General features: G+C 75.0%; 11 protein-coding genes. 1 reads left to right on the forward strand and 10 read right to left on the reverse strand.

Going from position 1 to position 21654, the window contains the following annotated elements; translation table 11 throughout:
• Positions 1 to 81: 81 nt before the first annotated feature.
• The 10 genes from AC2RP6_RS08610 to AC2RP6_RS08655 all read right to left on the reverse strand — a co-directional run bounded on the left by AC2RP6_RS08610 (position 82) and on the right by AC2RP6_RS08655 (position 19747).
• Positions 82 to 1305 carry a cytochrome P450 gene (locus tag AC2RP6_RS08610; RefSeq protein WP_486445658.1) on the reverse strand — a complete coding sequence of 408 codons (1224 nt, stop codon included), beginning with the start codon at positions 1303 to 1305 and terminating at the stop codon, positions 82 to 84.
• Positions 1305 to 2252, reverse strand: coding sequence for a thioesterase II family protein (locus AC2RP6_RS08615; RefSeq protein WP_486445659.1), 948 nt, complete (start codon positions 2250 to 2252; stop codon positions 1305 to 1307). The genes AC2RP6_RS08610 and AC2RP6_RS08615 overlap by 1 nt, the downstream gene beginning before the upstream one ends.
• Complete coding sequence (locus AC2RP6_RS08620; protein ID WP_486445660.1) at positions 2249 to 4072, reverse strand: non-ribosomal peptide synthetase; 1824 nt, start codon at positions 4070 to 4072, stop codon at positions 2249 to 2251. The genes AC2RP6_RS08615 and AC2RP6_RS08620 overlap by 4 nt, the downstream gene beginning before the upstream one ends.
• 277 nt (positions 4073 to 4349) lie before the next feature.
• On the reverse strand, positions 4350 to 8858 hold the full coding sequence (locus AC2RP6_RS08625; RefSeq protein ID WP_486445661.1) for an amino acid adenylation domain-containing protein: 4509 nt from the start codon (positions 8856 to 8858) through the stop codon (positions 4350 to 4352).
• A 94-nt stretch (positions 8859 to 8952) separates the two neighbouring features.
• Positions 8953 to 13749, reverse strand: a complete 4797-nt coding sequence (locus AC2RP6_RS08630; protein ID WP_486450262.1) for an amino acid adenylation domain-containing protein — start codon at positions 13747 to 13749, stop codon at positions 8953 to 8955.
• A 208-nt stretch (positions 13750 to 13957) separates the two neighbouring features.
• Positions 13958 to 15232, reverse strand: a complete 1275-nt coding sequence (locus AC2RP6_RS08635; RefSeq protein WP_486445662.1) for a glutamate synthase-related protein — start codon at positions 15230 to 15232, stop codon at positions 13958 to 13960.
• On the reverse strand, positions 15229 to 16236 hold the full coding sequence (locus tag AC2RP6_RS08640; RefSeq protein ID WP_486445663.1) for an asparagine synthetase A: 1008 nt from the start codon (positions 16234 to 16236) through the stop codon (positions 15229 to 15231). Before AC2RP6_RS08640 ends, AC2RP6_RS08635 begins: the two co-directional genes overlap by 4 nt.
• Positions 16233 to 17696 carry a methylaspartate mutase gene (locus tag AC2RP6_RS08645; protein WP_486445664.1) on the reverse strand — a complete coding sequence of 488 codons (1464 nt, stop codon included), beginning with the start codon at positions 17694 to 17696 and terminating at the stop codon, positions 16233 to 16235. Before AC2RP6_RS08645 ends, AC2RP6_RS08640 begins: the two co-directional genes overlap by 4 nt.
• A gap of 56 nt (positions 17697 to 17752) precedes the next feature.
• A complete protein-coding gene (locus tag AC2RP6_RS08650; RefSeq protein WP_486445665.1) occupies positions 17753 to 18268 on the reverse strand; it encodes a cobalamin B12-binding domain-containing protein in 516 nt (171 codons plus the stop codon).
• Positions 18269 to 18490: 222 nt separating this feature from the next.
• On the reverse strand, positions 18491 to 19747 hold the full coding sequence (locus AC2RP6_RS08655) for a helix-turn-helix domain-containing protein (RefSeq protein WP_486445666.1): 1257 nt from the start codon (positions 19745 to 19747) through the stop codon (positions 18491 to 18493).
• A 336-nt stretch (positions 19748 to 20083) separates the two neighbouring features.
• On the opposite strand from AC2RP6_RS08655, the gene AC2RP6_RS08660 reads away from it, so the two are divergent.
• Positions 20084 to 21628, forward strand: a complete 1545-nt coding sequence (locus tag AC2RP6_RS08660; RefSeq protein ID WP_486445667.1) for a SulP family inorganic anion transporter — start codon at positions 20084 to 20086, stop codon at positions 21626 to 21628.
• Positions 21629 to 21654: the final 26 nt, after the last annotated feature.

Raw genomic sequence — 21654 nt, forward strand, 5'->3', positions numbered from 1 at the left:
ATTCGAAGGTATGGGCGCCGTCCCGGCCCGAGCGGCACAAGCTCCGGCAGGTGAGCGGCAGTTGCGGCACTGCCGGACCGCCTAGCGGGCCGTGATGCGGACCGGGAAGTGGTCCAGGCCGAAGTTGATGATCGAGCGGTTGTAGGTGACGGGCCCGGTCGGCTCGATGACGGCGGCCTTCTCCAGCGCGGCGGAGTACAGTGCGCTCAGTTCGGCCTTGGCCAGCGGGGCGCCGATGCAGTAGTGGGCGCCGAGGCCCAGCGCGAGGTGCTTGTTGGGCGAGCGGTCGAGCCGGATCTCCTCGGGCCGGTCGAAGGCCTCCGGGTCCCGGTCGGCGGACCACACCCACACGGCGACGCGGTCGCCGCGGCGGATCTGCCGCCCGCCGAGCTCGATGTCCCGCGTGGCGGTGCGCAGCGTGTGCAGCCCCACCGAGGTCCAGCGCAGGAGTTCGTCCACGGCGGAGTCCATGGACACCTCGCCCTGTTGCAGCTGCCGCCACAGGTCGGGGCGCCGGACCAGGGTGTGCAGGCCCATGGCGGCGGTGTGACGGACGGTCTGGACGCCGCCCACCACGATGTTGTCGAGGTTGAGCACGACGTCCTCGATCGGCAGCAGCCGTCCGCCGACCTTGTACGTGGCCATCATGGAGATCAGGTCGTCGCGCGGGTCGGAGCGGCGCAGCATCACCTGGTGCATCAGGTACGGGATCAACTTCTGGTGCCCTGCGCGCCGTTCCTCCGGGGTGCGGCCGAGGAAGGCCACGTCGCAGACCCGGACCACCATGTCGCGGTCCTTCTCGGGGACGTCGAGCAGGTCGCACATGACCGCGAGCGGGAGGGCCGAGACCACGTCGACGAGGTCCACGTCGCCCTGCTCGACGGCCCGGTCGAAGAGTTCGCCGGCCCGTTCGGTGATCGACCGGGCGGCGCCGCGCACGCCGCCCTTGGAGAAGAACGGATTGGCGGGGGCGCGTAGTTCGCGGTGCCGGGGCGGGTCGGTGAGGGCCATCATCCGGCCCGAACCGACCGGCACGTTGCCCTCGCCCGCGCCGAGCAGCGAGCCGGACTCCGAGCTGAACACGGCCGCGTTGCGCAGGACGTCCGCCGACTCCCGGTAGGTCAGCACCGACCAGACCGGGCCGTCGTCGACGGTCTCGGTGCGGTGGACGGGCGCCTCGCGGCGCAGGTCCGCGATCAGGGCGGGGGTGTCGGGGCGGGCCCACAGGTCGGGGTCGGTGAGGTCGACGGTGCCGGCGGGTGCGGCGGTGGCGGTCGCGGTGGTCATGGTGGCGGTGGTCGGCATCAGTGCTCCCTGGGGGCGAGGCGGGGCGCGGCGGGTACCGGGCGGTCCGCCGGGAGGGAAGTCGGGGCGGAGGGCGGGGCGTCGGGCGGAACGGACGGCCGGAGCGAGAGCCGGGGCGAGGGCCGGGGCGAGGGCCGGAGCGAGGTCCCGGGCAACGTCTGGGGCGAGGTCCCGGGCGAGGTCAGGAGCACGGTCAGCAGCTCGGCCGGACCGGGCCGGTCGACGGTGGCGAGCAGGTGCCCGCCGGGGACGACCCGGTGGCCGAAAGCGCCGCGGGTGTGGGCGGCCCAGCCGGTCAGGCCGGTGGTGGCGAGCATCGGGTCGTCGGCGCCGGCCAGTGCGTGGATCGCGGAGGCGATGGGCGCGTGCGGACGGTGGTGGTAGGTGGCGCTCACGGAGAGGTCGGCGCGGATGGCGCCAAGGGCGAGTTCGGCCAGGTCCGGATGGGCCCGGACCGACTCGTCCAGGCCGGTCAGCCTGAGGAGTTCGCAGGCGTCCAGGTCCTTGGTCTCGCGCTCGCTCCATTCGGCGGGGCTGGGCGCGCCTACGGCGACCACCAGCTCGGGTCGGCGGTCGGCGGGCAGGGCGCGGGCGACCTCGTAGGCGAGCAGGGCGCCGAAGCTCTGCCCGTAGAAGGCGAACCGGCCGCCCGCGCCGCCGGTCAGGTGCGGGGTCAGCGCCTCGCTGACGGTGGCAACCAGGCTGTCGAAGTCGGGTGGCATGGGGTGCCGGCTGCGACCGCCCCGGGCCGGCGGGCGCAGTGCCCAGACCTCGGCCACGGGAGCCAGGGCCCGGGCGAGCGGTGCGTAGGCGGTGGCGTCACCGCCGGCGTGCGGGAAGCAGAACAGCCTGACGGGGCGGTGGGGCTGGGGCGCGGGGACGAACAGCCAGTCGCCCTCGACCCGGGGACGCGCGGTCCGCGCGGCGGAAGGGGTGGCAGTGGTCATCGGACGGCCTCGCGGCGGGCGCTGAGGGTGGGACGGGGGGCGGCCGGGCCCGCCGCGGCGGCGCGCCGGACCGCGGCGGTGAAGCCGGCCAGGTCGGCGGCGTCCAGCAGGTCGCGCAGCTGGAGCTCGACGTTGAGCTTGCGGCGCAGCAGGTGGACGACGCGCAGGGCGGCGAGCGAGTGGCCGCCGAGGGAGAGGAAGTCGTCGCTCTGCTCGACGTCGGGGACGCCGAGCACGGTGCGCCAGACCTCGGCGACCTGCTCGTCCACGCCCGCCGGCTCGTCCGTCCCGGCCCGCGCGGCCGGTCCGGCTGCGGCGGGCGCCGTCGCCGGGGCGGGCAGGGCGCTGTGGTCGACCTTGCCGTTGGGGGTGAGCGGCAGCGCGTCCAGGACGGTCACGGTGGACGGCACCAGGTGGGCGGGCAGGGTACGGCGCAGCTCGGACAGCAGGTCGGCGGGGCGGGCGGCCGCTCCGGTGACGTATCCGGCGAGGCGGTGGTCCCCGGGGGCGGCCTCGTGCAGGGTGACCGCGGCGGCGGTGACCCCGTCGAGGGAACCCAGCGCGTGCTCGACCTCGCCGAGCTCGACGCGGAAGCCGCGCAGCTTGACCTGGCGGTCCACCCGGCCGACGTACTCCAGCAGGCCGTCGGTGGTGCGCCGCGCCTGGTCACCGGTGCGGTACATGCGGGCGCCCGGCTCCGGCGCGAAGGGGTCGGCGAGGAACCGGCCCGCGGTCGGGCCGGGGTGACCCGGGTAGCCGTGCGCGAGGCCGGGCCCGGCCAGGTACAGCTCGCCGACCGCGCCGGGCGCCGTCACCGGGGCGAGGCGGGCGTCCAGCAGGTGGACGCGTACGCCGGGCAGCGGTTCGCCCAGGTGCGGGCCGGGGCCGGTGACGGGGGCGGTGATGGCGTCGACGGTGCACTCGGTGGGGCCGTAGAGGTTCAGGGCGTCGATCCGGGCGTCGGCCAGCTCGCGCCAGGTCCGGGACGGGACGGGCTCGCCGCCCATGAACAGGCGCGGGACGCGGGCGCCGGCCAGCGGCTCGCGGAGCAGCTGCCAGTGCGAGGGGGTCAGGTCGAGGTCGGTGACGCCGTGCTCGGCGAGCAGTCGTACCAGGCGGGCCGGTTCGGCCCGCTGCGCGTCGTCGATGACCACCAGGGTGTCGCCCCGGCAGATCCGGATCCACTGCTGGACGGAGGCGTCGAAGGAGACACTTGCGTTCCACGCGACGACGCCGGGCTCCGGGCGGTAGGCGCCGCTGCGTTCGAGGGCGGCGGCGAGGGCGGCCACGGCGCCGTGCGGGACCTCCACGCCCTTGGGACGGCCGGTGGAGCCGGAGGTGTAGATGACGTAGGCGGAGTCGAGGCGGTGCGGGGTGAACGGGACCTCGGCGCCCGTGGGGGCGTCGGCGGCGGCGTCCGGGCGGAGCACGGGGACGCCGCACGGTACGGGAGGCTCGGCATCGGCGCTGACCACGGCCGCGAGGCGGGCGTCGGCGGCCATGAAGGCGATCCGCTCGGCGGGGTAGGCGGGGTCCAGGGGAACGTACGCGGCGCCGGCCCGCCAGACGGCGAGCAGCGCGACCGGCAGGTCGGCGGTCCGGGCGAGGTGGACCCCGACCCGGTCCCCCCGACGTACTCCGGCCCCCCGCAGGGCACGGGCCAGCCCGGCGGACCGCCGGTCCAGCTCGGCGAAGTCGAGCCGCCCGTCCACGGCCCGCACGGCCACGCGCCCGGGATGGGCCTCGACGACCCCGCGCAGCCGCGCCAGCAGGTCGGTGGTGACGGCGGTCGGGACGGACGGCTCGGCAAAGGTGGTCATGCGAGGCACTCCTGGGGTGTCGATCGGTATGGACGCGGACTGATCAATCTGTCGGGGCCGCCCCGCGGGCCACCGCGGGGCGGGCGTGCCCGACCGGTCCGGGACGGGCGGTACGGGCCCGCCGGGGCGGCGCCCCGGACGCGACGGCCGGCCTCCGCCGGACGGCGCCCGGCCCGCAGGGGACCGGCGGTTCCGGGACCCCGCCCGTCCGGCGGAGGCCGGAGCCGCACGGCGGGCAGCCCGTCCGGGCCACGGGGGGTCTCGGTCGGCGGTGGGTTCAGGTGGTGGTGGACGCGAGGTGGGCCAGGGCTTCGGCGTACGCGTCGATGAAGGTCTCGGCGGTGGCGTCGTCCACCAGCGTCCGCTGGTGGTCCACCGCCAGCAGCACCCGCTGCGACACCGGGTCCTGGATCAGCGAGGCGCCGAAGGCGAAGCTGTTGGGCTCGTGCCTGAGCGTCGGCTCGCAGCCGATCCGGCCGTCCTCGATCCGGGCCGCGCTCAGCCGGCCCAGCGCGTGGAAGCGCAGGTAGCCGAACTGGCTGTCCAGGGCGGTGTCGGCCATCATCCGGGCCAGCCGGGCGAACGGCACCCGGCGGTGCGGCATCATGTCCAGCTCCTCGCGGTGCACGTGCCGTACCAGCGCCGCCAGGTCGTCCCCGTCGGGCTCCGCGACGAGCGGAACGGTGTTGAGGAACAGCCCGTACACCTCCGTACCGCCCAGCCGTTCCAGCCGGCCGTTCATCGCCAGTCCGGTGGTGACGCGGCGGCGGCCGGTGATCCGGGCCAGCGCGTGCAGGTGGGCGGCCAGCGCAACGGACTTGACCGGGACGGCCAGCGCGTCGGCGACCGCGCGCAGCTGTCCGGGTGCGTCCGGCAGGACCCGCTCCACCGTGCGCGGCAGTTCGTGGACGTCCTCGCTGCCGGGCCACAGCTGCCCGGTGGCGCCGTCCAGCCGGCTCCGCCAGTACGCGAGGGAGTCCCCGTCAGCGGCGGCCTCGCGCTCCACGGCGACGAAGTCCCGGAACGCGGTGCGCGGCGGCGGTGTGGGCGCGGAGGCCGGGTCGGCGGCGAGTGCGGTGTGCCGTTCGAGGATCTCGGTGAGCAGCGAGGTGAAGCTCCAGCCGTCGAGGATGGCGTGGTGCTCGGAGATCGTGAGCTGGAAGGCGTCGTCGGCCAGCCGCTGGACGGTGATCCGGAAGAGCGGCGGTTCGGCGAGGTCGAAGGGCCGGTCCCGGTGGTGCGCGAAGACCGTACGGACCGACGCGTCCTGCTCGTCGGGGCCCGCTCCGCGCAGGTCCGTGAACTCGACCGGTGCCGGCAGCGTGCCGTGTACGAGCTGGAGCGGTTCGCCGTAACCCGACAGGTCGAGGCCGGTGCGCAGGACGGCGTGCCGGGCCATGGCCTCCTCGACGGAGCGCCGCAGCGCGCTCTCGTCGAGGTCGCCGGCGATCCGGTAGGAGTTGACGTTGTGGTAGCTGTCGGTGCCGCCGGCGACCTCCATGTGGAAGACCATGGACAGCTGCATGGAGACCATCGGGTAGGCGTCGACGATGCCGGGCGGCATATCGGCCCGGTCCTCCTCGGCGACCAGCGCGAACGGCCGGTCGGCGGTGGGGTCGGCGGCCACGGGCCGCGCCAGCGGCAGGAGTTCGGCGACGGTGGGCGCGTTGAAGACGTCCCGGAGGGTGACCTGCCAGCCCCTGTCGTGCAGGGCTCCGGCGAGCTGGACGGCGCGGATGGAGTCCCCGCCGAGGTGGAAGAAGTCGTCGTGGACGCCGATCCCGCCGACTCCGAGCACCTCCGTCCAGACACCGGCGAACAGTTCCTCCTCCGGTGTGCGCGGCTCGACGTGCAGGCCGGGTGTTGCGGGTGCGGCCCGGTCGGGGTCGGGCAGCGCGGCCCGGTCGACCTTGCCGTTGACGGTGAGCGGCAGCGCGTCCAGGACGGTGAAGCTCGCCGGGACCATGTACGCGGGCAGTGAGCGCCCGAGGAAGGACCGCAGGTCCGCGGGTTCCGCACCGCGGGCCGGGCCGGTGACGTACGCGGCGAGCCGGTCGTCGTGCACGGTGACCACGCAGGCGTCCACGCCGGGGTGTGCGGCGACGGCGTTCTCGATCTCGCCGAGTTCGATGCGGAAGCCGCGCAGCTTCACCTGGAAGTCGGCCCGGCCGACGTACTCCAGTCCGCCGTCGGGCAGCCGTCTGGCGACGTCACCGGTCCGGTAGAGCCGGGCGCCGGGAGGCCCGTACGGGTCGGCGACGAAGCGGCCGGCGGTGAGGCCGGGGCGGCCCCAGTAGCCGTGTGCGAGGCTGCCGCCGCCGATGTAGAGCTCGCCGGGGACGCCGGGCGGGCTGGGGCGCAGCCAGTCGTCGAGGACGAGCGCGGTGAGGTGCGGCATGGGTTCGCCGACGAGGCTGCGCTCGAAGCCGGCGCCGCCTTCGGCGACGTCGTGGGTGGTGACGTGCACGGTGGTCTCGGTGATGCCGTAGAGGTTGCAGAGCCGGGCGGGAGGCAGCGGGTCGAGGTCGTGCCAGCGTTGGACGACGGCGGGGTCGAGCGCCTCCCCGCCGAGCATGATCCGGCGCAGGTCGGGCAGGGCGCGGGGGTGGCGGCGCAGGGCCGGTTCGAGCTGGCGCAGGGCGGAGGGGGTCAGGCAGAGGTGGGTGACCCGTTCCTCGTCGAGCAGGGCGGCGAACTCGTCGGGCGAGCGGCTGGTGAGGTGGGGTACGACGACCAGGCGGCCGCCGTGCAGCAGGGCGCCCCACAGCTCCCAGACCGTCCAGTCGAAGGCGTAGCTGTGGAAGAGCGTCCAGACGGTGTCCGGGCCGAATCCGAAGTGGTCCCGGCCGGAGTCGAGGAGTCGGCTGACGTGTTCGTGGGCCACGGCGACGCCCTTGGGGCGGCCGGTGGAGCCGGAGGTGAAGATGAGGTAGGCGATGTCGCCGGGGCGGCCTGCGGCGGGGGGCCGGGCGGCGGGGTGGGCGGCGATCTCGGCGGCGTCGGCGTCGAGGTCGAGGGTCTGCCAGGGGCCGTCCGGGGCGCGGTCGGGCCGGTCGGTGAGGACCAGGGTGACGGCGGTGTCGCCGAAGACGAGGGCCGCCCGGTCGGCCGGGGCGGCCAGGTCGACGGGCACGTAGGCGGCGCCGGTCTTGAGCACGGCCAGGATCGCGACGGGCACGGCCACGGTACGTTCCAGCAGCAGGCCCACCCGGTCGCCGGGGCGTACGCCGCGGGCGAGGAGGGTGTGGGCCAGCCGGTTGGCGCGGCGGTCGAGTTCGGCGTGGTCGAGGGTGCCGCCCGGGTCGCTCACGGCGGGCCGGTCCCCGTGGGCGTCGGCGGCGCGCTCGAAGAGGTGGTGCAGGCAGTGGCCCGGGTCGAGCCGTGCGGGGCGGTGCGGGCGTCCGGCCGAGGTGAGCCGGAGCACGGAGGCGTCCGGGTCGGCGAGGGCGGCGTCCAGCAGACCGGCGTAGTCGGCGGCGAGGCGGCGTACGGTGCCGGCGTCGAAGAGGTCGGTGCTGTACTCGGCCTCGCCGCGCAGGCCGCCGCCGGCGGTGTCCTCGAAGACGGACCAGGTCAGGTCGAACTTGCTGGTGCCGTTGGCGCGTACGGTGCGCAGGGCGCTGACGCCGGCGGCGAGCACGAGCGGCGCGGGGTCCTCGGTGTGCGCGCCGAACACCACCTGGACCAGGGGCGGGTGTTGCGGGGTTCGGGTGGTGCCGAGCAGGTCGACCAGCTGGTCGAAGGGGACGTCGAGGTAGCCGAAGGCGTCGAAGACGCCGTCCTGGAGGTCGGCGAGCAGGCCGCGGAAGGTGGCGTCGGGCGCGAGCCGGACGCGCAGCGGCAGCAGGTTGACGAAGTAGCCGAGCAGGTCGGCGATTTCGGGGCGGTTGCGGGTGGTGACGGGTGTCCCGACGAGCAGGTCGTCGCGGCCGGTCCAGCGGCCCATCAGCAGCGCGAAGGCGGCGAGTTGGACGGTGTACGGGGTGACGCCCTCGCGTTCGGCGAGTTCCCGCACGCGGGCGGCGGTGCCCGGGGGCAGGGCGAACGGTTCCGTGGCGCCGCGCTGGCTGCGTTCGGCGGGGCGGGGCCGGTCGCCGGGCAGCTCCAGCAGGGTGGGGGCGCCGTCGAGGCTCTGCTTCCAGTGGGCGAGGTGCTCCTCGTAGGAGGTGTGCTGCTCCTCCTCGGCCCAGTCGGCGTACTGGGTGCCGAGGGCCGGCAGGACGGGGGCCCGGTGCTCGGCGGACGCGCGGTAGAGCTCGGTGAGTTCGTGGTCGAAGAGTTCGGCCGACCAGCCGTCCCAGACGATGTGGTGGACCACGAACAGCAGGGTGGTGCGGTCGTCGGCGAGGCGGAACGCCTCGGCGCGCAGCAGGGGTCCGGTGGCCAGGTCGAACGGTTCGGACGCGCGCGCGGTGACCAGCTCCTCCATGCGGGCGCCCCGTCGGTCCGCCGGCAGGGTGCGGAGGTCGGTGACGGCGAGCGGGACGGGGAGTTCGGCGTGGACGTACTGGCGCGGGCCGTCGGGGTGCAGGGCGAAGGTCGTGCGCAACGCCTCGTGCCGGGCTGACACGCCGTCGAGTGCCTCCCGGAGCAGATCGAGGTCGAGCGGGCCGGTGACGTCGTAGGTCCAGGGGGTGGTGTAGGTGGCGGCCCGCGGGTTCCACCGGTCGAGGAACCAGAGGCCGCGCTGCAGGCCCGTGACCGGGGCGGTACGCAGTACGCCGGCGGGAGGCACGGCTGCCGGGCCGGCGGGCGGGGTGGCGGGCGGGTCGGCGGACGGGCTCACGGCCTCGTTCCCTTCGGTCGTACGGGCGGGCGGACGGACGGTTCGAGGGGTGGGCGGACCGCGGGGCGGACACGGTGGTAGGCCGCGCGGGGGGTCATCGCGGGGCCAGCCGTTCGGCGATGGCCGCGACGGTCCGGCCGCGGAAGACCGTCTGGGGCGGGACCCGGGTGCCCGTCTCCTGGGAGAGCCGCATGGCGACCCGTACGGCGGCCAGCGAGTTGCCCCCGATCCGGAAGAAGTCGGCGTCCGGGCCGAGGTCGGCGGCGAGCCCCAGGACCTCGCGCACCGCGTCGGCGACCATCCGCTGGTCGCGGGTCAGCGGGTCGGCCGCCGGGGCGGCGGACCGCTCGGCCGGGGCGGGCAGGGCCCGTCGGTCGACCTTGCCGTTCTGGTTGAGCGGCAGCGCGTCCAGCACGTCGAGCGTCGCCGGCACCATGTGCTCGGGCAGCAGCCCCGCCAGGTGGTCGAGCAGCGCGTCCGGGTCGGGCGCCGCGGTCGCACCGGCCGCGGCGGTGACGTACGCGGCGAGCCGCCGGTCCCCCGGAGCGGCTTCGTGGACGCTGACAGCGGCCTCGCCCACGGACGGGTGGCGGGTCAGCGCGTCCTCGATCTCGCCGGGTTCGACGCGGAAGCCGCGGATCTTCACCTGGTCGTCGATCCGGCCGGTGATCTCCAGGACGCCCGCCGCCGTCCGGTGGCCGAGGTCGCCGGTGCGGTACAGGCGTTCGCCGGGCGCGCCGAACGGGGACGCCACGAATCGCTCGGCGGTCAGCCCGGGGCGGCCGACGTAGCCGAGGGCGAGCCCGCCGCCGGCCGCGTACAGCTCTCCCGTGGCGCCGTCGGGGACGGGCCGCAGCCGCTCGTCGAGGACGTGGACGGCCTTGCCGTGCAGGGGGTGGCCGATCGGGATGGAGGCGCCCGCGGCGTCCTGCGGGGTGGCCCGGTGGCAGGTGGTGAGGCCGAGGCTCTCGACCGGGCCGTACCCGTTGGCGACGACCAGGCCCGGGTACTGGTCGAGGGCCTTCCCGACGTGGGTGACGGAGGCCCGCTCGCCGGCGGTGAAGGCCACCTTGACGTCGTCGTAGGTCTCCGGGAACTCCTCCAGCAGGAAGTTGAACAGGCTCGCCGAGAGCTGGAGTTGCGTGACCCCGTGGCGGCGCGTGAGCTCGGTGACGGCCTGCGGGTCGGGCCGCTGGCCGGGCTGGAGCACGCACACCCCGCCGAAGGCCAGCGCGCCGTACAGCTCCAGGGCGAAGGCGTCCCAGGAGACCGGGGAGCACTGCAGCCACACCTCGTCCGGGCCGAAGCGGGCGTAGTCCTGGCCGAGATAGGTGGTGGTGAGCGCGCGGTGCGGGACGGCGACGCCCTTGGGGCGGCCGGTGGAGCCGGAGGTGAACATCACGCAGGCGAGATCGGTGCCGGTGACCGGCAGGCCGGGGTCGTGGCCGGGGCGGGCCGCGACGGCGGCCGCCTCGGCGTCCAGGTCGAGGTGGCGGGCGACGGGGAACGGCGGGCTCGTGTCGCGGTGGGTGACGAGCAGGGCGGCGCCGCTGTCGGTGACCGAGCCGGCCAGCCGGTCCGCCGGGAAGTCCGGGTCGAGCAGGGTGTAGGCGGCGCCGGCCTTCAGAGCGGCGAGCAGGGCGACGACCAGGTCCGGTCCGCGCTCGACCAGGACGGCGACGGTGTCGCCGCGGCCGATGCCGAGGGCCCCGAGGTGGTGGGCGAGGCGGTTGGCGCGCTCGTTCAGGGTGCCGTAGTCGAGCCGGTCCTCGCCGCAGACCAGCGCCGGGGCGTACGGGGCCCGGGCGGCCCGGTCCTCGAACAGCGTGTGCACGGGTGCGTCGACGGCGGTGGCGAGCGTGCCGAGCCAGGCCTCGCACAGCTCGGCCATGGTGGCCGGGTCGAACAGGTCGGAGTCGTATTCGAAGCGGCCGGTGAAGTCGGTGCCCCGGTCGTCGACGGAGATCGACAGGTCGAAGCGGGAGACGGGGTTGGAGTGCAGTGCGCGGGTGACCGGGGTGCCGCCGATGGTCAGCGGGCGGTCGTCGAGCGGGTGCAGTTCCAGCAGCACCTGGCAGAGCGGGTTGCGGTCGTCGGTCCGGTCGTCGGGGCGCTCCTCCATGACGGCGCCGGCGATGGCGTCGAAGGGGGCCTCCTGGTGCCGGTAGCCGTCGATGGCCACCTCCCGGACGTGCCGGACCAGGTCGCGGAAGTCCGCGCCCTCGTCGATCCGCACGCGCAGCGGCAGCAGGTTGACGAAGTAGCCGATGAGCACGTCGAGTTCGGCTCGGCCGCGGACGCTCACCGGTGAGCCGAGGACCAGGTCGCGCAGGCCCGTCCGCCGGTGGAGGGTGAGCGCGAGCCCGGCGAGGAGCACCATGAACGGCGTCGCGTCCTCGCTGCGGGCCAGTGCACGGACCCCCTCGGCGACCGGCCGCGGCATCGCGAAGCGGTGGAAAGCGCCCCTGAAGGCCTGCAGTTCGGGGCGGGGCCGGTCGGTGGGCAGGGCGGGCTCGGTGGGCGCGTCGCGCAGGTGCTCGCGCCAGTGGTCGAGGTGCCGTTCGGCGGTGCCGTCCTGGTGCTGCCAGAGGCTGTAGTCGGCGTACTGGACGGCGAGTTCGGGAAGTCCGGTGGGGCGGCCGGTGGCCAGGGATTCGTACAGGGCGGCCAGTTCGGTCTCCAGGACGGGCAGCGAACCCTCGTCCCAGACGATGTGGTGGCAGAGCAGCAGCAGGGTGGACGTCTCGCCGGTGCGGTACAGGTGGGCGCGGACCAGCGGGCCGGTCTCCAGGTCGAAGGGCACCAGCGCGGCCTCGGCGAGCAGGTCGTCCAACGCCGCGTCGGTGGCTTCCCGGACGGTGAACGGCAGCTCCATCGCGGGGTGGACCACCTGCCGGGGGCCGTCCTCGCCCAGCTCGAAGGTGGTGCGCAGTGCTTCGTGCCGGTCGACGACGCCCGCCAGGGCGCGGCGGAGCAGCTCCGGGTCGACGGGCCCGGCGAAGCGGAACAGCCAGGGCACGACGTAGGTGGGTGCGCCCGGGTTCCACTGGTCCAGGAACCACAGTCCGCGCTGGAAGTTCGCGAGCGGTGCCCGGGTGGCGCCGGTCCGGGCCGGCGCCGGGCGCTCCTCGCCCCCGTCGGAGGCAGCGGTGACCGCGGCGGCGAACTCGGCGAGGGTCGGCGCGTCGAAGATGGTGTACGGGGAGATCATGCCGAAGACGTCGAAGACGCGGCCGACCACGCGCACGGCGGTGAGCGAATCGCCGCCCAGGTGGAAGAAGTTGTCGTCGGCGCCGACCTCGGGCACCCCGAGCACGTCGGACCAGACGGCGGCGATCAGCTGCTCGGCCTGGGTACGGGCCGGGCGGCGGCCGGCGGCCGACGCGGCGGGTTCGGCCTTCGGCTCGGGCAGTGCCGTCCTGTCCACCTTGCCTCCGGCGGTCAGCGGGAAGGCGTCCAGCGGGGTGACGGTCGCGGGGACCATGTGCTCGGGGAGCCGCTCGGCCAGGCGGGCGCGCAGCGCGGCGGGGTCGGGGGCGGCCGGAGTCGTACCCGAGCCGGTCACGTAGGCGGCGAGCCGGCCCTCGTGGGCCACCACGACCGCCGCGGCGACGCCGGGGCACCCGGCGAGGACCTGCTCGATCTCGCCGGGCTCCACCCGGAAGCCGCGGACCTTCACCTGGTGGTCGGCCCGGCCGACGAACTCCAGCGGGGCGTAGGTGCCGGAGCGCCGGACCACGTCACCGGTGCGGTACATGCGGGCGCCCGGCTCCGGAGCGAAGGGGTCCGCGACGAACCGGCCCGCGGTCGGGCCGGGGCGGCCGAGGTAGCCGGAAGCGAGCACCGGGCCGCCGAGGTACAGCTCGCCGGAGGCGCCGGGCTCCACCGGCCGCAGCCGGTCGTCCAGCACGTACGCGCGGCGTCCGGCGAGCGGGCGGCCGATCGGCACGGTGCCGGCCCCGGCCTCGCCCGCGGCGGGGGCGGCCGGCTCGTGGACGGTGGCGGTCACGACGGTCTCGGTCGGGCCGTATGCGTTGAGCAGCGGTACCCCGGTGGCGGCCCGCCAGCGCGCCGCGGCGTCCGGGTAGAGCCGGTCGCTGCCGGAGATCATCAGGCGGAGGGTGCGCGGCGCGGGGGCGTCCTCGCGCAGCGCGGCCACCACCTCCTGGAAGTATCCGGCGGCGAGGTTGGCCACGGTGACGCGCTCGGCGTCGAGCAGCTCCAGCAGGGCCGCGGGGGCGAGGAGTTGCTCCTGCGGTACGACGAGGCAGGCGCCGGCGGAGAGGGCGGTGAGCACCTGCTCGACGGCCACGTCCACGGTCGGGCGGGCGAGGTGCAGCACCACGTCGTCCTCGGTGAGGCCGAAGGACTCCACGGCGGCGGCCAGGTGGCCGGTCAGCGCGGCGAGGGGGACGTGCACGCCCTTGGGCCGGCCGGTGGTGCCGGAGGTGTAGATGAGGTAGCCCGCGGCGGCGGGGTCCGCGGCCGGGCTCGCGGCGCCTGGTTGCGCGACTGGTTCCGCGGCTGGTTCCGCGGCTGGTTCCGCGGCTGGTTCCGCGGCCGGGACGAGGTCGCCGTCGGTCAGGGCGAGGACGGCGGCGGCGTCGGCGCGGATCCAGCGGTTGCGCTCCTGCGGGGCCTCCCGGTCCAGCGGCAGGTAGGTGGCGCCGGCCCGGAGCACGGCGAGCAGGCCGACCACGTGGTCGAACCGGTCCCTGCCGGTGACGGCCACCGTCGCGCCGGGCGCGGTCCGGGCGGCGATCCGGGCGGCGAGGTCGCCGCTCAGGTCGTCCAGCTCCCGGTAGGTGACCGTACGGGCTCCCAGCCTCAGGGCCGGGCGGTCCGGGAACCGCCGTGCGACGGATATGAAAGGCAAACCGCGAGATTCCATCATCCAACCCCGATGAATTAACGACGCTGCGGGCAGTGGTCTCGACGATAGGACCGCGTTCCGGGGGCGATCGGCAGATTCCCCGGAAGGCGATCGGCAGTTTGAACTGCCTCTCTCCCTCAAGGACGTCGAGGGAAGAATCCGCAGACAGGACAGCCCGCCGAGGCGCGTACGGGCGCCTCGACGGGCTGCGGAACATCGTTGTTCGTTATCCGGCGGCGGGAAATCCGGGGAAATACGGCGCCCATACGTCGTCCTGGTCCAGAGCGGCCGGTTGGTATTTACCGAGCGCGCTGATCAGCAGCCGCATTTCGAGTGCGAGGCATTCCGTGAAGCGGATCAGTCCGCCGTGCGGGTCCTCGGCCGCGGCGAGCAGCGCGGCCCGGCCCAGCCCCACCGCCCGGGCGCCGAGCGCCAGGCTCTTCACCGCGCGGCCGCCCTCCCACATCCGGCCGGACACCAGCAGGCACGGCGGCGGCCCGGCGGCCGCCAGCCGGCGCAGGCACTCCGCGAGCGGCAGGCCGACCTGGGCCGGGAAGGCCTCCGGCGCCCAGCCCGTGCCGCCCTCGGCGCCGTCGACCGTGACGGCGTCCGCACCCGCCTCCACGGCGACCCGGGCGGCTTCGGCGACGTCCCGCCCGGGGTGCAGCTTCACCCAGACGCGGGCCCGGGGGAAGTTGTTGCGCATCAGCCGGACCTGCTGGCGCAGGATCTCCGCGGTGAAGGTGCCGGGCGTACTGGAACGCAGGACGCGGCCGTCGCCGAACACGTCGTCCAGTCCGTACCGGTCGCCGACCCGGGCGGCCGCTTCCGTGTCCAGGACGGTCATCCCGCCGAGACCCGGTTTGGCCCCCTGGCCCAGCTTGAGCTCGAAGGCCAGGCGTCCCGATTCGAGGAGCGGCAGGGCAGCGGGGTCGCTGTAGACGAGGTTCCACACCTCGGCGTCGGCGTCCTCGGTGGACTGCTGGACGGCCACCCCGCCCCGCCCGTCGGCGAGTTCCCCGGTGTAGGCGCGGAGCCGGCCGAGGAGTGCCCGGTCGGCCGCCTCGCCCTGCCGGCCGTAGCCGTTGACGGGGACGACGTTCTCGCCGATCACCATGGGGATGCCGAGTGCGCCCGCCTGCCGGCTGAGGGCGAGACCGAGATCGCCGCCGGCCGCCCGGGTGGAGCCGAGCGCCGACACGTACACGGGCAGGGTGGAGGTGAACCCGCCTATCCCGGTGGTGAGTTCGACGTCCCGGTAGTCCGGTTCACGGCCGAGGTCGATCAGCCGGGCGAGCCGGTGCGGCATGAGGACCGGTGGGGTGATCCGCAGCGCGTCGAGCGGGTCGGCCTCGCCGTCCGGCGGGCGGGGACCGCCGTGCTCGGCGCCGAACAGGACCCGCCCGTACTCGCCGGGCGGCGGGAAGGCCGCCGCCGCACCGGCCTGGGCGCGTCGCCGCACCTCTTCCTCGGGGAAGCCGGGTGCCGACAGGTCGCTCACGGCGACACCACCCCGGCGAGCTTCGGGAAGGCGCTGGCCTGCCAGACCGCGTCGAGCCCGCAGACGTAGCGCGTCAGCCGCTCGACGCCGATGCCGAAGCCCGCACTGCCGGGCACGCCCTCGCGGACCAGGTCGAGGTACCAGCGGTACTTCTGCGGGTTCTCGCCGGTCTCCCGCATCCGGGTGACGATCTCCGCGTAGTCGTTGGTGCGCCGGCTGCCGCTGCACAGCTCGCCGTAGCCGTCGGCGGCGATCAGGTCGAAGTTCTGGAGCAGGCCGGGCCGTTCGGGGTGCTCCCGGTCGTAGAAGCCGCGGGAGCCCTTGGGGTAGTCGGTGACGAAGAACGGCCGGTCCCGCCGGGCGGAGAGCAGGGCCTCCCCGTCCCAGTCGAGTTCGGCGTCGGGGCTCTGCGGGTGACCGAGGCCCTGGAGTTCGGCGACGGCCTCGGCGTGCCGCATCCGGCCGAAGGATCCCTTCAGCAGTTCGGTGAAGGCGTCCACGTCCCGGCCGAGTTCGGCGAACTCCTTGGGCAGCTCGCGGAGCGCGCCGTCGACCATGTGGACCACCAGCTCCTCGACGAGCCGGACGGCGTCGTCCCGGGTGGCGCCCGCCATCTCCACGTCGAGCTGGTGGAATTCGGCCAGGTGGCGGCTGGTGCCGGCGGTCTCCAGCGGCTCCAGCCGGACGTTGGGGGCGATGCAGAAGATCTTGTCGAAGGCCAGCAGCGAGGCCTGCTTGTAGAGGATGGCGCTCGTCATCAGCTTGTAGCGGTGTCCGTAGAAGTCGATGTCGACCTGCTTGGAACCGCGCGAGCCGGGGTCGGTGACGGGTCCGATGATCGGCGGGAGCAGCTCGGTGAAGCCCTGGCCGCGCAGGTACTCGCGGGCGGAGAAGAGGAGTTGCTGCTGGATCCGGAGCGCGCTGCGGGTGGCCGGCGCGGTCAGGTGCCGCCCGGGGTCCGGGATCGGCGCGGAGGCGGAGGCCGTGGGCCCGTCGGTGGTCATGGTGTGGTCAGTCCCAACTCTCGTCGTGGCGTGGACGTCGTACGGGGCGGTACGGGCGGAGGCAGGGGTGCGTGGAGCGGGTCGGCGGCGCCGGCCGCGGCACGGTCGTCGTAGGTGCGCTGGACGTGGGAGAGGGCCGAGATCAGCCCGGCCGAGCCGAGGATCGGCGGGCGCGGGCCGCCGTCCGCGAGGCCGGAGATCGGCATCGAGCCGACGCTCGACCAGAGCAGGCGGCCGTCGGGCGCGAGCGAGGTGCGGGCCCGTCCGGCGTTGTCGGGGTGCAGGCAGTAGGGGACGTCCAGGTAGCCGGCGGCGAAGGCGCGTACCAGGGCCCGGCCGACGTCCGCGTCCAGCTCCAGCACGGCGCCGATCAGCGCCCGTGCCTCCGCCTCGATGCCGGTGTCGGGGGCGAGCGGGTGCGGGGCGTGAGGTGAGTACGGGGCGGGCGCGGTGGCCGGCGGTCCGGGGGCGGCGGCGGTCAGCGCCGGGCGGGCGCGTTCGTCTGCGGCGGCCGCGGCGGCCGCCTCCAGCGCCCGGACGTTCTCGCCCACGGTCGGTATCCGGTGCGCCTCGGCGGTGGTCTTGACGATCAGCCGGGCCGCGCCGGCCCGCACGGCCAGCCGGGCCGCGTCCTCCAGCAGCAGCCGCGCCCCGCCGGGCGAGCGCGGGAAGACGCCCATGTAGGCGTAGAGCACGACGTGGTGGTCGACGTCCGGCAGCAGTTCGCCCGCCAGCTTCCCGAGGACGGTGAGCGCCTCCTCGTCCTGACGCGGATCGGCCTGCTGGGCGTAGCTGAGCGAGACGGAGGTCAGCCCGTGCTGGCGGAAGAACAGCGCCTCCAGCACGCTGAGGGCGATCAGCAGGCTCGGCGGGCAGAGCTGCCCCATCAGGCAGCCGCCGAAGGTCTCCAGGTGGGGCGAGGCTCCGTACGCACGCGTGGAGGCGAGCAGTTCACAGCTGCGTCGCCAGGCGGCGACCGCTTCCCGCAACGGCGTACGACTGTACGGCAGGCAGTAGGAGACGGGGCCGCCCTCGGTGGCGTCCAGGCCGACGGCCAGCAGCGCGCGGACGATGTGCTCGGGCATCGCCGAACCGTGCCGGACCTGCACCGGGAAGCCGGCGTCGGCGATGCCGCGCAGGACCGTCCGGGTGGTGCCGGCGGGGTGGGTGGCGATCGGGTACCCGTTCAGGCCGACGCCCTCGGCGAGCGCGCGCCGGGCGGCCTCCAGGTCGCCGGTGCGGGTGTAGCTGTCGAGGGTGAGGGTGCCGACGGTGACGGCGTCCGCGTCCCGGGTCGCCCGCAGGCCGTCGCGCATCCGCAGCGGGTCGGCCATGCCCATCCGGGGCTGGACGACGAGGGCGCCGGCCGCGCGGGCCCGGGCGACGAAGGCGCCGAACCCGGCCGGCGTGGCGGCGGGGACGGCGGGCGCGCCGGGAACGGCGGCGGCTCCCGGTCGCACGGCGGGGGCTCCCGGTCGCACGGCGGGAGCACCACCCGCACCGCTCCCGCGGCCGCTCACAGCAGTACTCCCGACCCGGCGGGCAGCGTACGGGGCGCGGCGGAGGGCAGCGTGCGCTGCGCGGCGGCGGGCAGCGAGCCGACGAACGACTGGAAGTCCAGCACCGAGCCGCCCTCTTCGAAGACCCCGTCGAAGCCCGCCGTCAGCAGCGCCCGCTGCCGGGCGGGCGTGCCGGATCCGGAGATCCCGAGCTTTCCGCCGATCACGGTGGGCGTGCGGGCCAGTTCGGGGCGGGCGCGCAGCGCCTCGATCACCCGCAGGCCGTCGTGGAAGCCGTGCCCGTTGACACTGCTGAGGACGATGAGGTCCGGCTCGATCCGGCGGCACTCGGCGACGAGCAGCTCGTCCGGGACGCACGCGCCCAGGTTGGTGACCCGGTGACCGAGCTCTTCCAGCAGCAGCTGGAGGAAGACCAGGTTCCAGGTGTGCGAGTCCGAGGCCATGGTCGTCACGACGACGTCCAGACCGGTCGGCTCGGCCTTTCCGTGCTGCTCCACGGCATGCTGCTCCACGGCGCAAACCCTCTGTGTCGGTAGGTGGTGGGGTGCCCCGGCCAGGGGTGGGACTCCAGGTGCCCGGGGTGGTCGGAAGCCTCCGTTGCACCGGGTCCGGCTCATCCGGCCGTGGACAGAACGCTAGGGAGGTTCCGGACACCGCACCGGCAGCTCGTCCGGCAGGATGCGGGCAGTATCGGCCGGGCCGGAGCGGGCGGACGCGAGCACGTCGTGCGGGTCTCAGCTCGCCGCCGCCAGCTGCGCGTACACGCCGGTCCCGCACAGCCGCCGGCAGAGGTTCAGCACGGTGAACCGGACGCCGTCACGGGCCGGGACGCTGCGGATCAGTCCGCTCGCCAGCAGTTCGTGCACCGCCGCGAGGCATTCCTGCGGCGGGCGGCCGCTGAGCTCGACGGCGTCCTCCCCCGACCAGTCCCCCGGGGTGGACGCGAGCCGCTCCAGCAGGTCCCGCTGGTCCAGGGTCAGCCGGTCCAGCGCGGCCCCGAGGGCCGCGCCCACGTCCGCGCGGCCGCCGAAGCCCGCCGGGGGCGGCGCCAGGTGGAACGGCCCGTCCGTCAGCCGCGCGACCAGCTGGCGCGGGGAGAGCACCGTCGACCAGCCGGCCACCAGTTCCAGCGCGCCCGGCAGGCCGTCGAGCTGACGGCATATCGAGGCCACGGCCGGCGCCTCCTCGGGCTCCAGGCGGAATCCGGGCCGCAGCCGGCGCAGGTGGGAGAGCAGCAGCCGTACGGCGCCCACCTCGGCCAGTGCCACCGGGTCGTGGTCGAGTTCCGGGCCGGGCGTCGGCAGCGGGGCGAGCGGGATCACCTGTCCGCCGGGCAGCGGCTGCGGCACCCGGGCGGTGATCAGGACGCGCAGGCCGGGGCAGCGGTGGAAGAGCTCGTCGAGCAGGGCGGTGTCCACACCGGCGTCGGCGCCGTCGAGCACCAGCAGGGTGGGCCGGTCCCCGATCGCACGGACGAGGTCGGCGCGGCCTTCGAGTGCGGCGGCGGGCTGCCGGCCGCAGTCGATCCAGCGCACCGACCACCCCGGGGCGTGGTGCAGGCGTCTCGCGACCTCCAGGACCAACCGCGTCTTGCCGACCCCGCCCAGACCGGCCACGGTGACCAGCCGGTCGCCGTGCACGGCGAGGGCGTCGGTCAGCACCTCGGCCTCCAGTTCCCGGCCGACGATCGCGCCGCGGGCGGCCGGCGGCGCGGTCGGTTCGTCGCGCGGCTCCTCGAACGGCTCCTGCCGCCGCGCCGCCGCCTCGAAACTCGACCGGTGGTGGCCCTCCAGCCGCAGCGCGTCGGCCAGCAGCCGGACCGTCTCCTGCCGCGGGCGCTGCACCCGCCCGCTCTCCATGTCCCGGATCGCCCGGACGCTCAGGGTCGCGTGGTCGGCGAGCACCTGCTGGGTCAGCCCGACACGTTCGCGCCGGACCCTGAGAAGCTCGCCGAAGCCCGTCGCCGTTCGCAGAGACGTAACACCGTGCATGCTCGTCCACCTTCCGTGGGTTGGCCAAGTACCGGGGACCGAGGGGCCCGGCGGCCGTGCGGCCCACCGGGGGCGGCTGCGACCGGTGGTGACCCCCGAGCCGTGTTCCCCTTGTCGCCGATGGTCGCCGCCCGTGCTCTACGACCGATCAACACGGGATCACCACCCGCCGGGACCGCCGGTCGGAGCCGTCGGCGCACGTCACGCGCCTGCCGCCGTACGGGGGCGTGGGCCCCGTGACCCGTCCGGCACGGCCGCGGGTACCGTGGAGGGTCGTCCCCTTCCCGTACGCCCGCCCGCCCGCCGGCGGTGTGCCCGCCCGACAGGTCTGCCCCCTTGCCCGACCGCACCGCCCCAGCGCCCGGTTCCGCCCCCGCGCCCGCTTCCGGTTCCCCGTCCGCGCGGCTGCGCGCCCGCGGCCCGCGGCCCGCGTGGCTGTCACCGAAGGTGCTGCGCACCGAGGTGCTGGCCGGGCTGGTGGTCGCGCTCGCGCTGATCCCGGAGGCGATCTCCTTCTCGATCATCGCCGGGGTGGACCCGGCGATCGGGCTGTTCGCCTCCTTCACCATGGCCGTCACGATCGCCGTCGTCGGCGGCCGGCCCGCGATGATCTCCGCCGCGACCGGTGCGGTGGCCCTGGTGATCGCCCCGCTCAACCGGGAGCACGGTTTCGGGTACCTCGTGGCCGCGGTGATCCTGGCCGGTGTGTTCCAGATCGGGCTGGGCGCCCTGGGCGTGGGCAGGCTGATGCGCTTCATCCCGCGCTCGGTGATGGTCGGCTTCGTCAACTCCCTCGCGATCCTGGTGTTCATGGCCCAGGTGCCGGAGCTGTGGAACGTGCCCTGGCCGGTGTACCCGCTGTTCGCGGGCGGTCTGGCCCTGATGGTCCTCCTGCCGCGGATCACGAGGGCGGTCCCCGCTCCCCTGGTCTCGATCGTCATCCTCACGTCGATCACGCTGGCCGCGGGCCTCGCCGTGCCCACCGTCGGCGACAAGGGCGCGCTGCCGTCGTCGCTGCCGGTGCCCGGCCTGCCCGACGTGCCGTTCACGCTCGACACCCTGACGACCGTCGCGCCGTACGCCTTCGCCATGGCGCTCGTCGGACTGATGGAATCCCTGATGACGGCGCAGCTCGTCGACGAGATCACCGACACCCGCTCGTCGAAGACCCGGGAAGCCGTCGGCCAGGGCGTCGCGAACGTGGTCACCGGCTTCTTCGGCGGCATGGGCGGCTGCGCCATGATCGGCCAGACCATGATCAACGTGAAGGTGTCCGGCGCCCGGACCCGCCTGTCCACCTTCCTCGCGGGCGCGTTCCTGATGGTGCTGTGCATCGTCTTCGGACCGGTCGTCTCCGACATCCCGATGGCCGCCCTGGTCGCCGTCATGGTCATGGTCTGCTTCGCGACCTTCGACTGGCACTCCGTCGCCCCGGGCACCCTGAAGCGGATGCCCGCGGGCGAGATCACGGTCATGGTCGTGACCGTGGTGTGCGTCGTCGCCACCCACAACCTGGCCGTGGGCGTCGTCACGGGGTCCGTCACCGCGATGGTGATCTTCGCCAAGCGCGTGGCCCGGCTTGCGGACCTCACCGCGGTCGCCGACCCCGACGGCGGCCACGTCGTCTACTCCGTCACCGGGCAGCTGTTCTTCGCCTCGGCCAACGAACTCGTCGGCCGCTTCGACTACGCGGGCGACCCGGACCGGATCGTGATCGACCTCTCCGCCGCCCACATCTGGGACGCCTCCTCGGTGGCCGCGCTCGACGCGATCGAGCACCGCTACGCCCAGCGCGGCAAGACGGTCGAGATCACCGGTCTCAACGGCCCCAGCGCAAGCCTCCACCACACCCTCACCGGCGAACTCACCCCGTCCGGCTGACGGCGGCCCCACCGGGGCGTCCGCGG

It is taken from the genome of Streptomyces sp. WAC03905, from assembly GCF_057371075.1.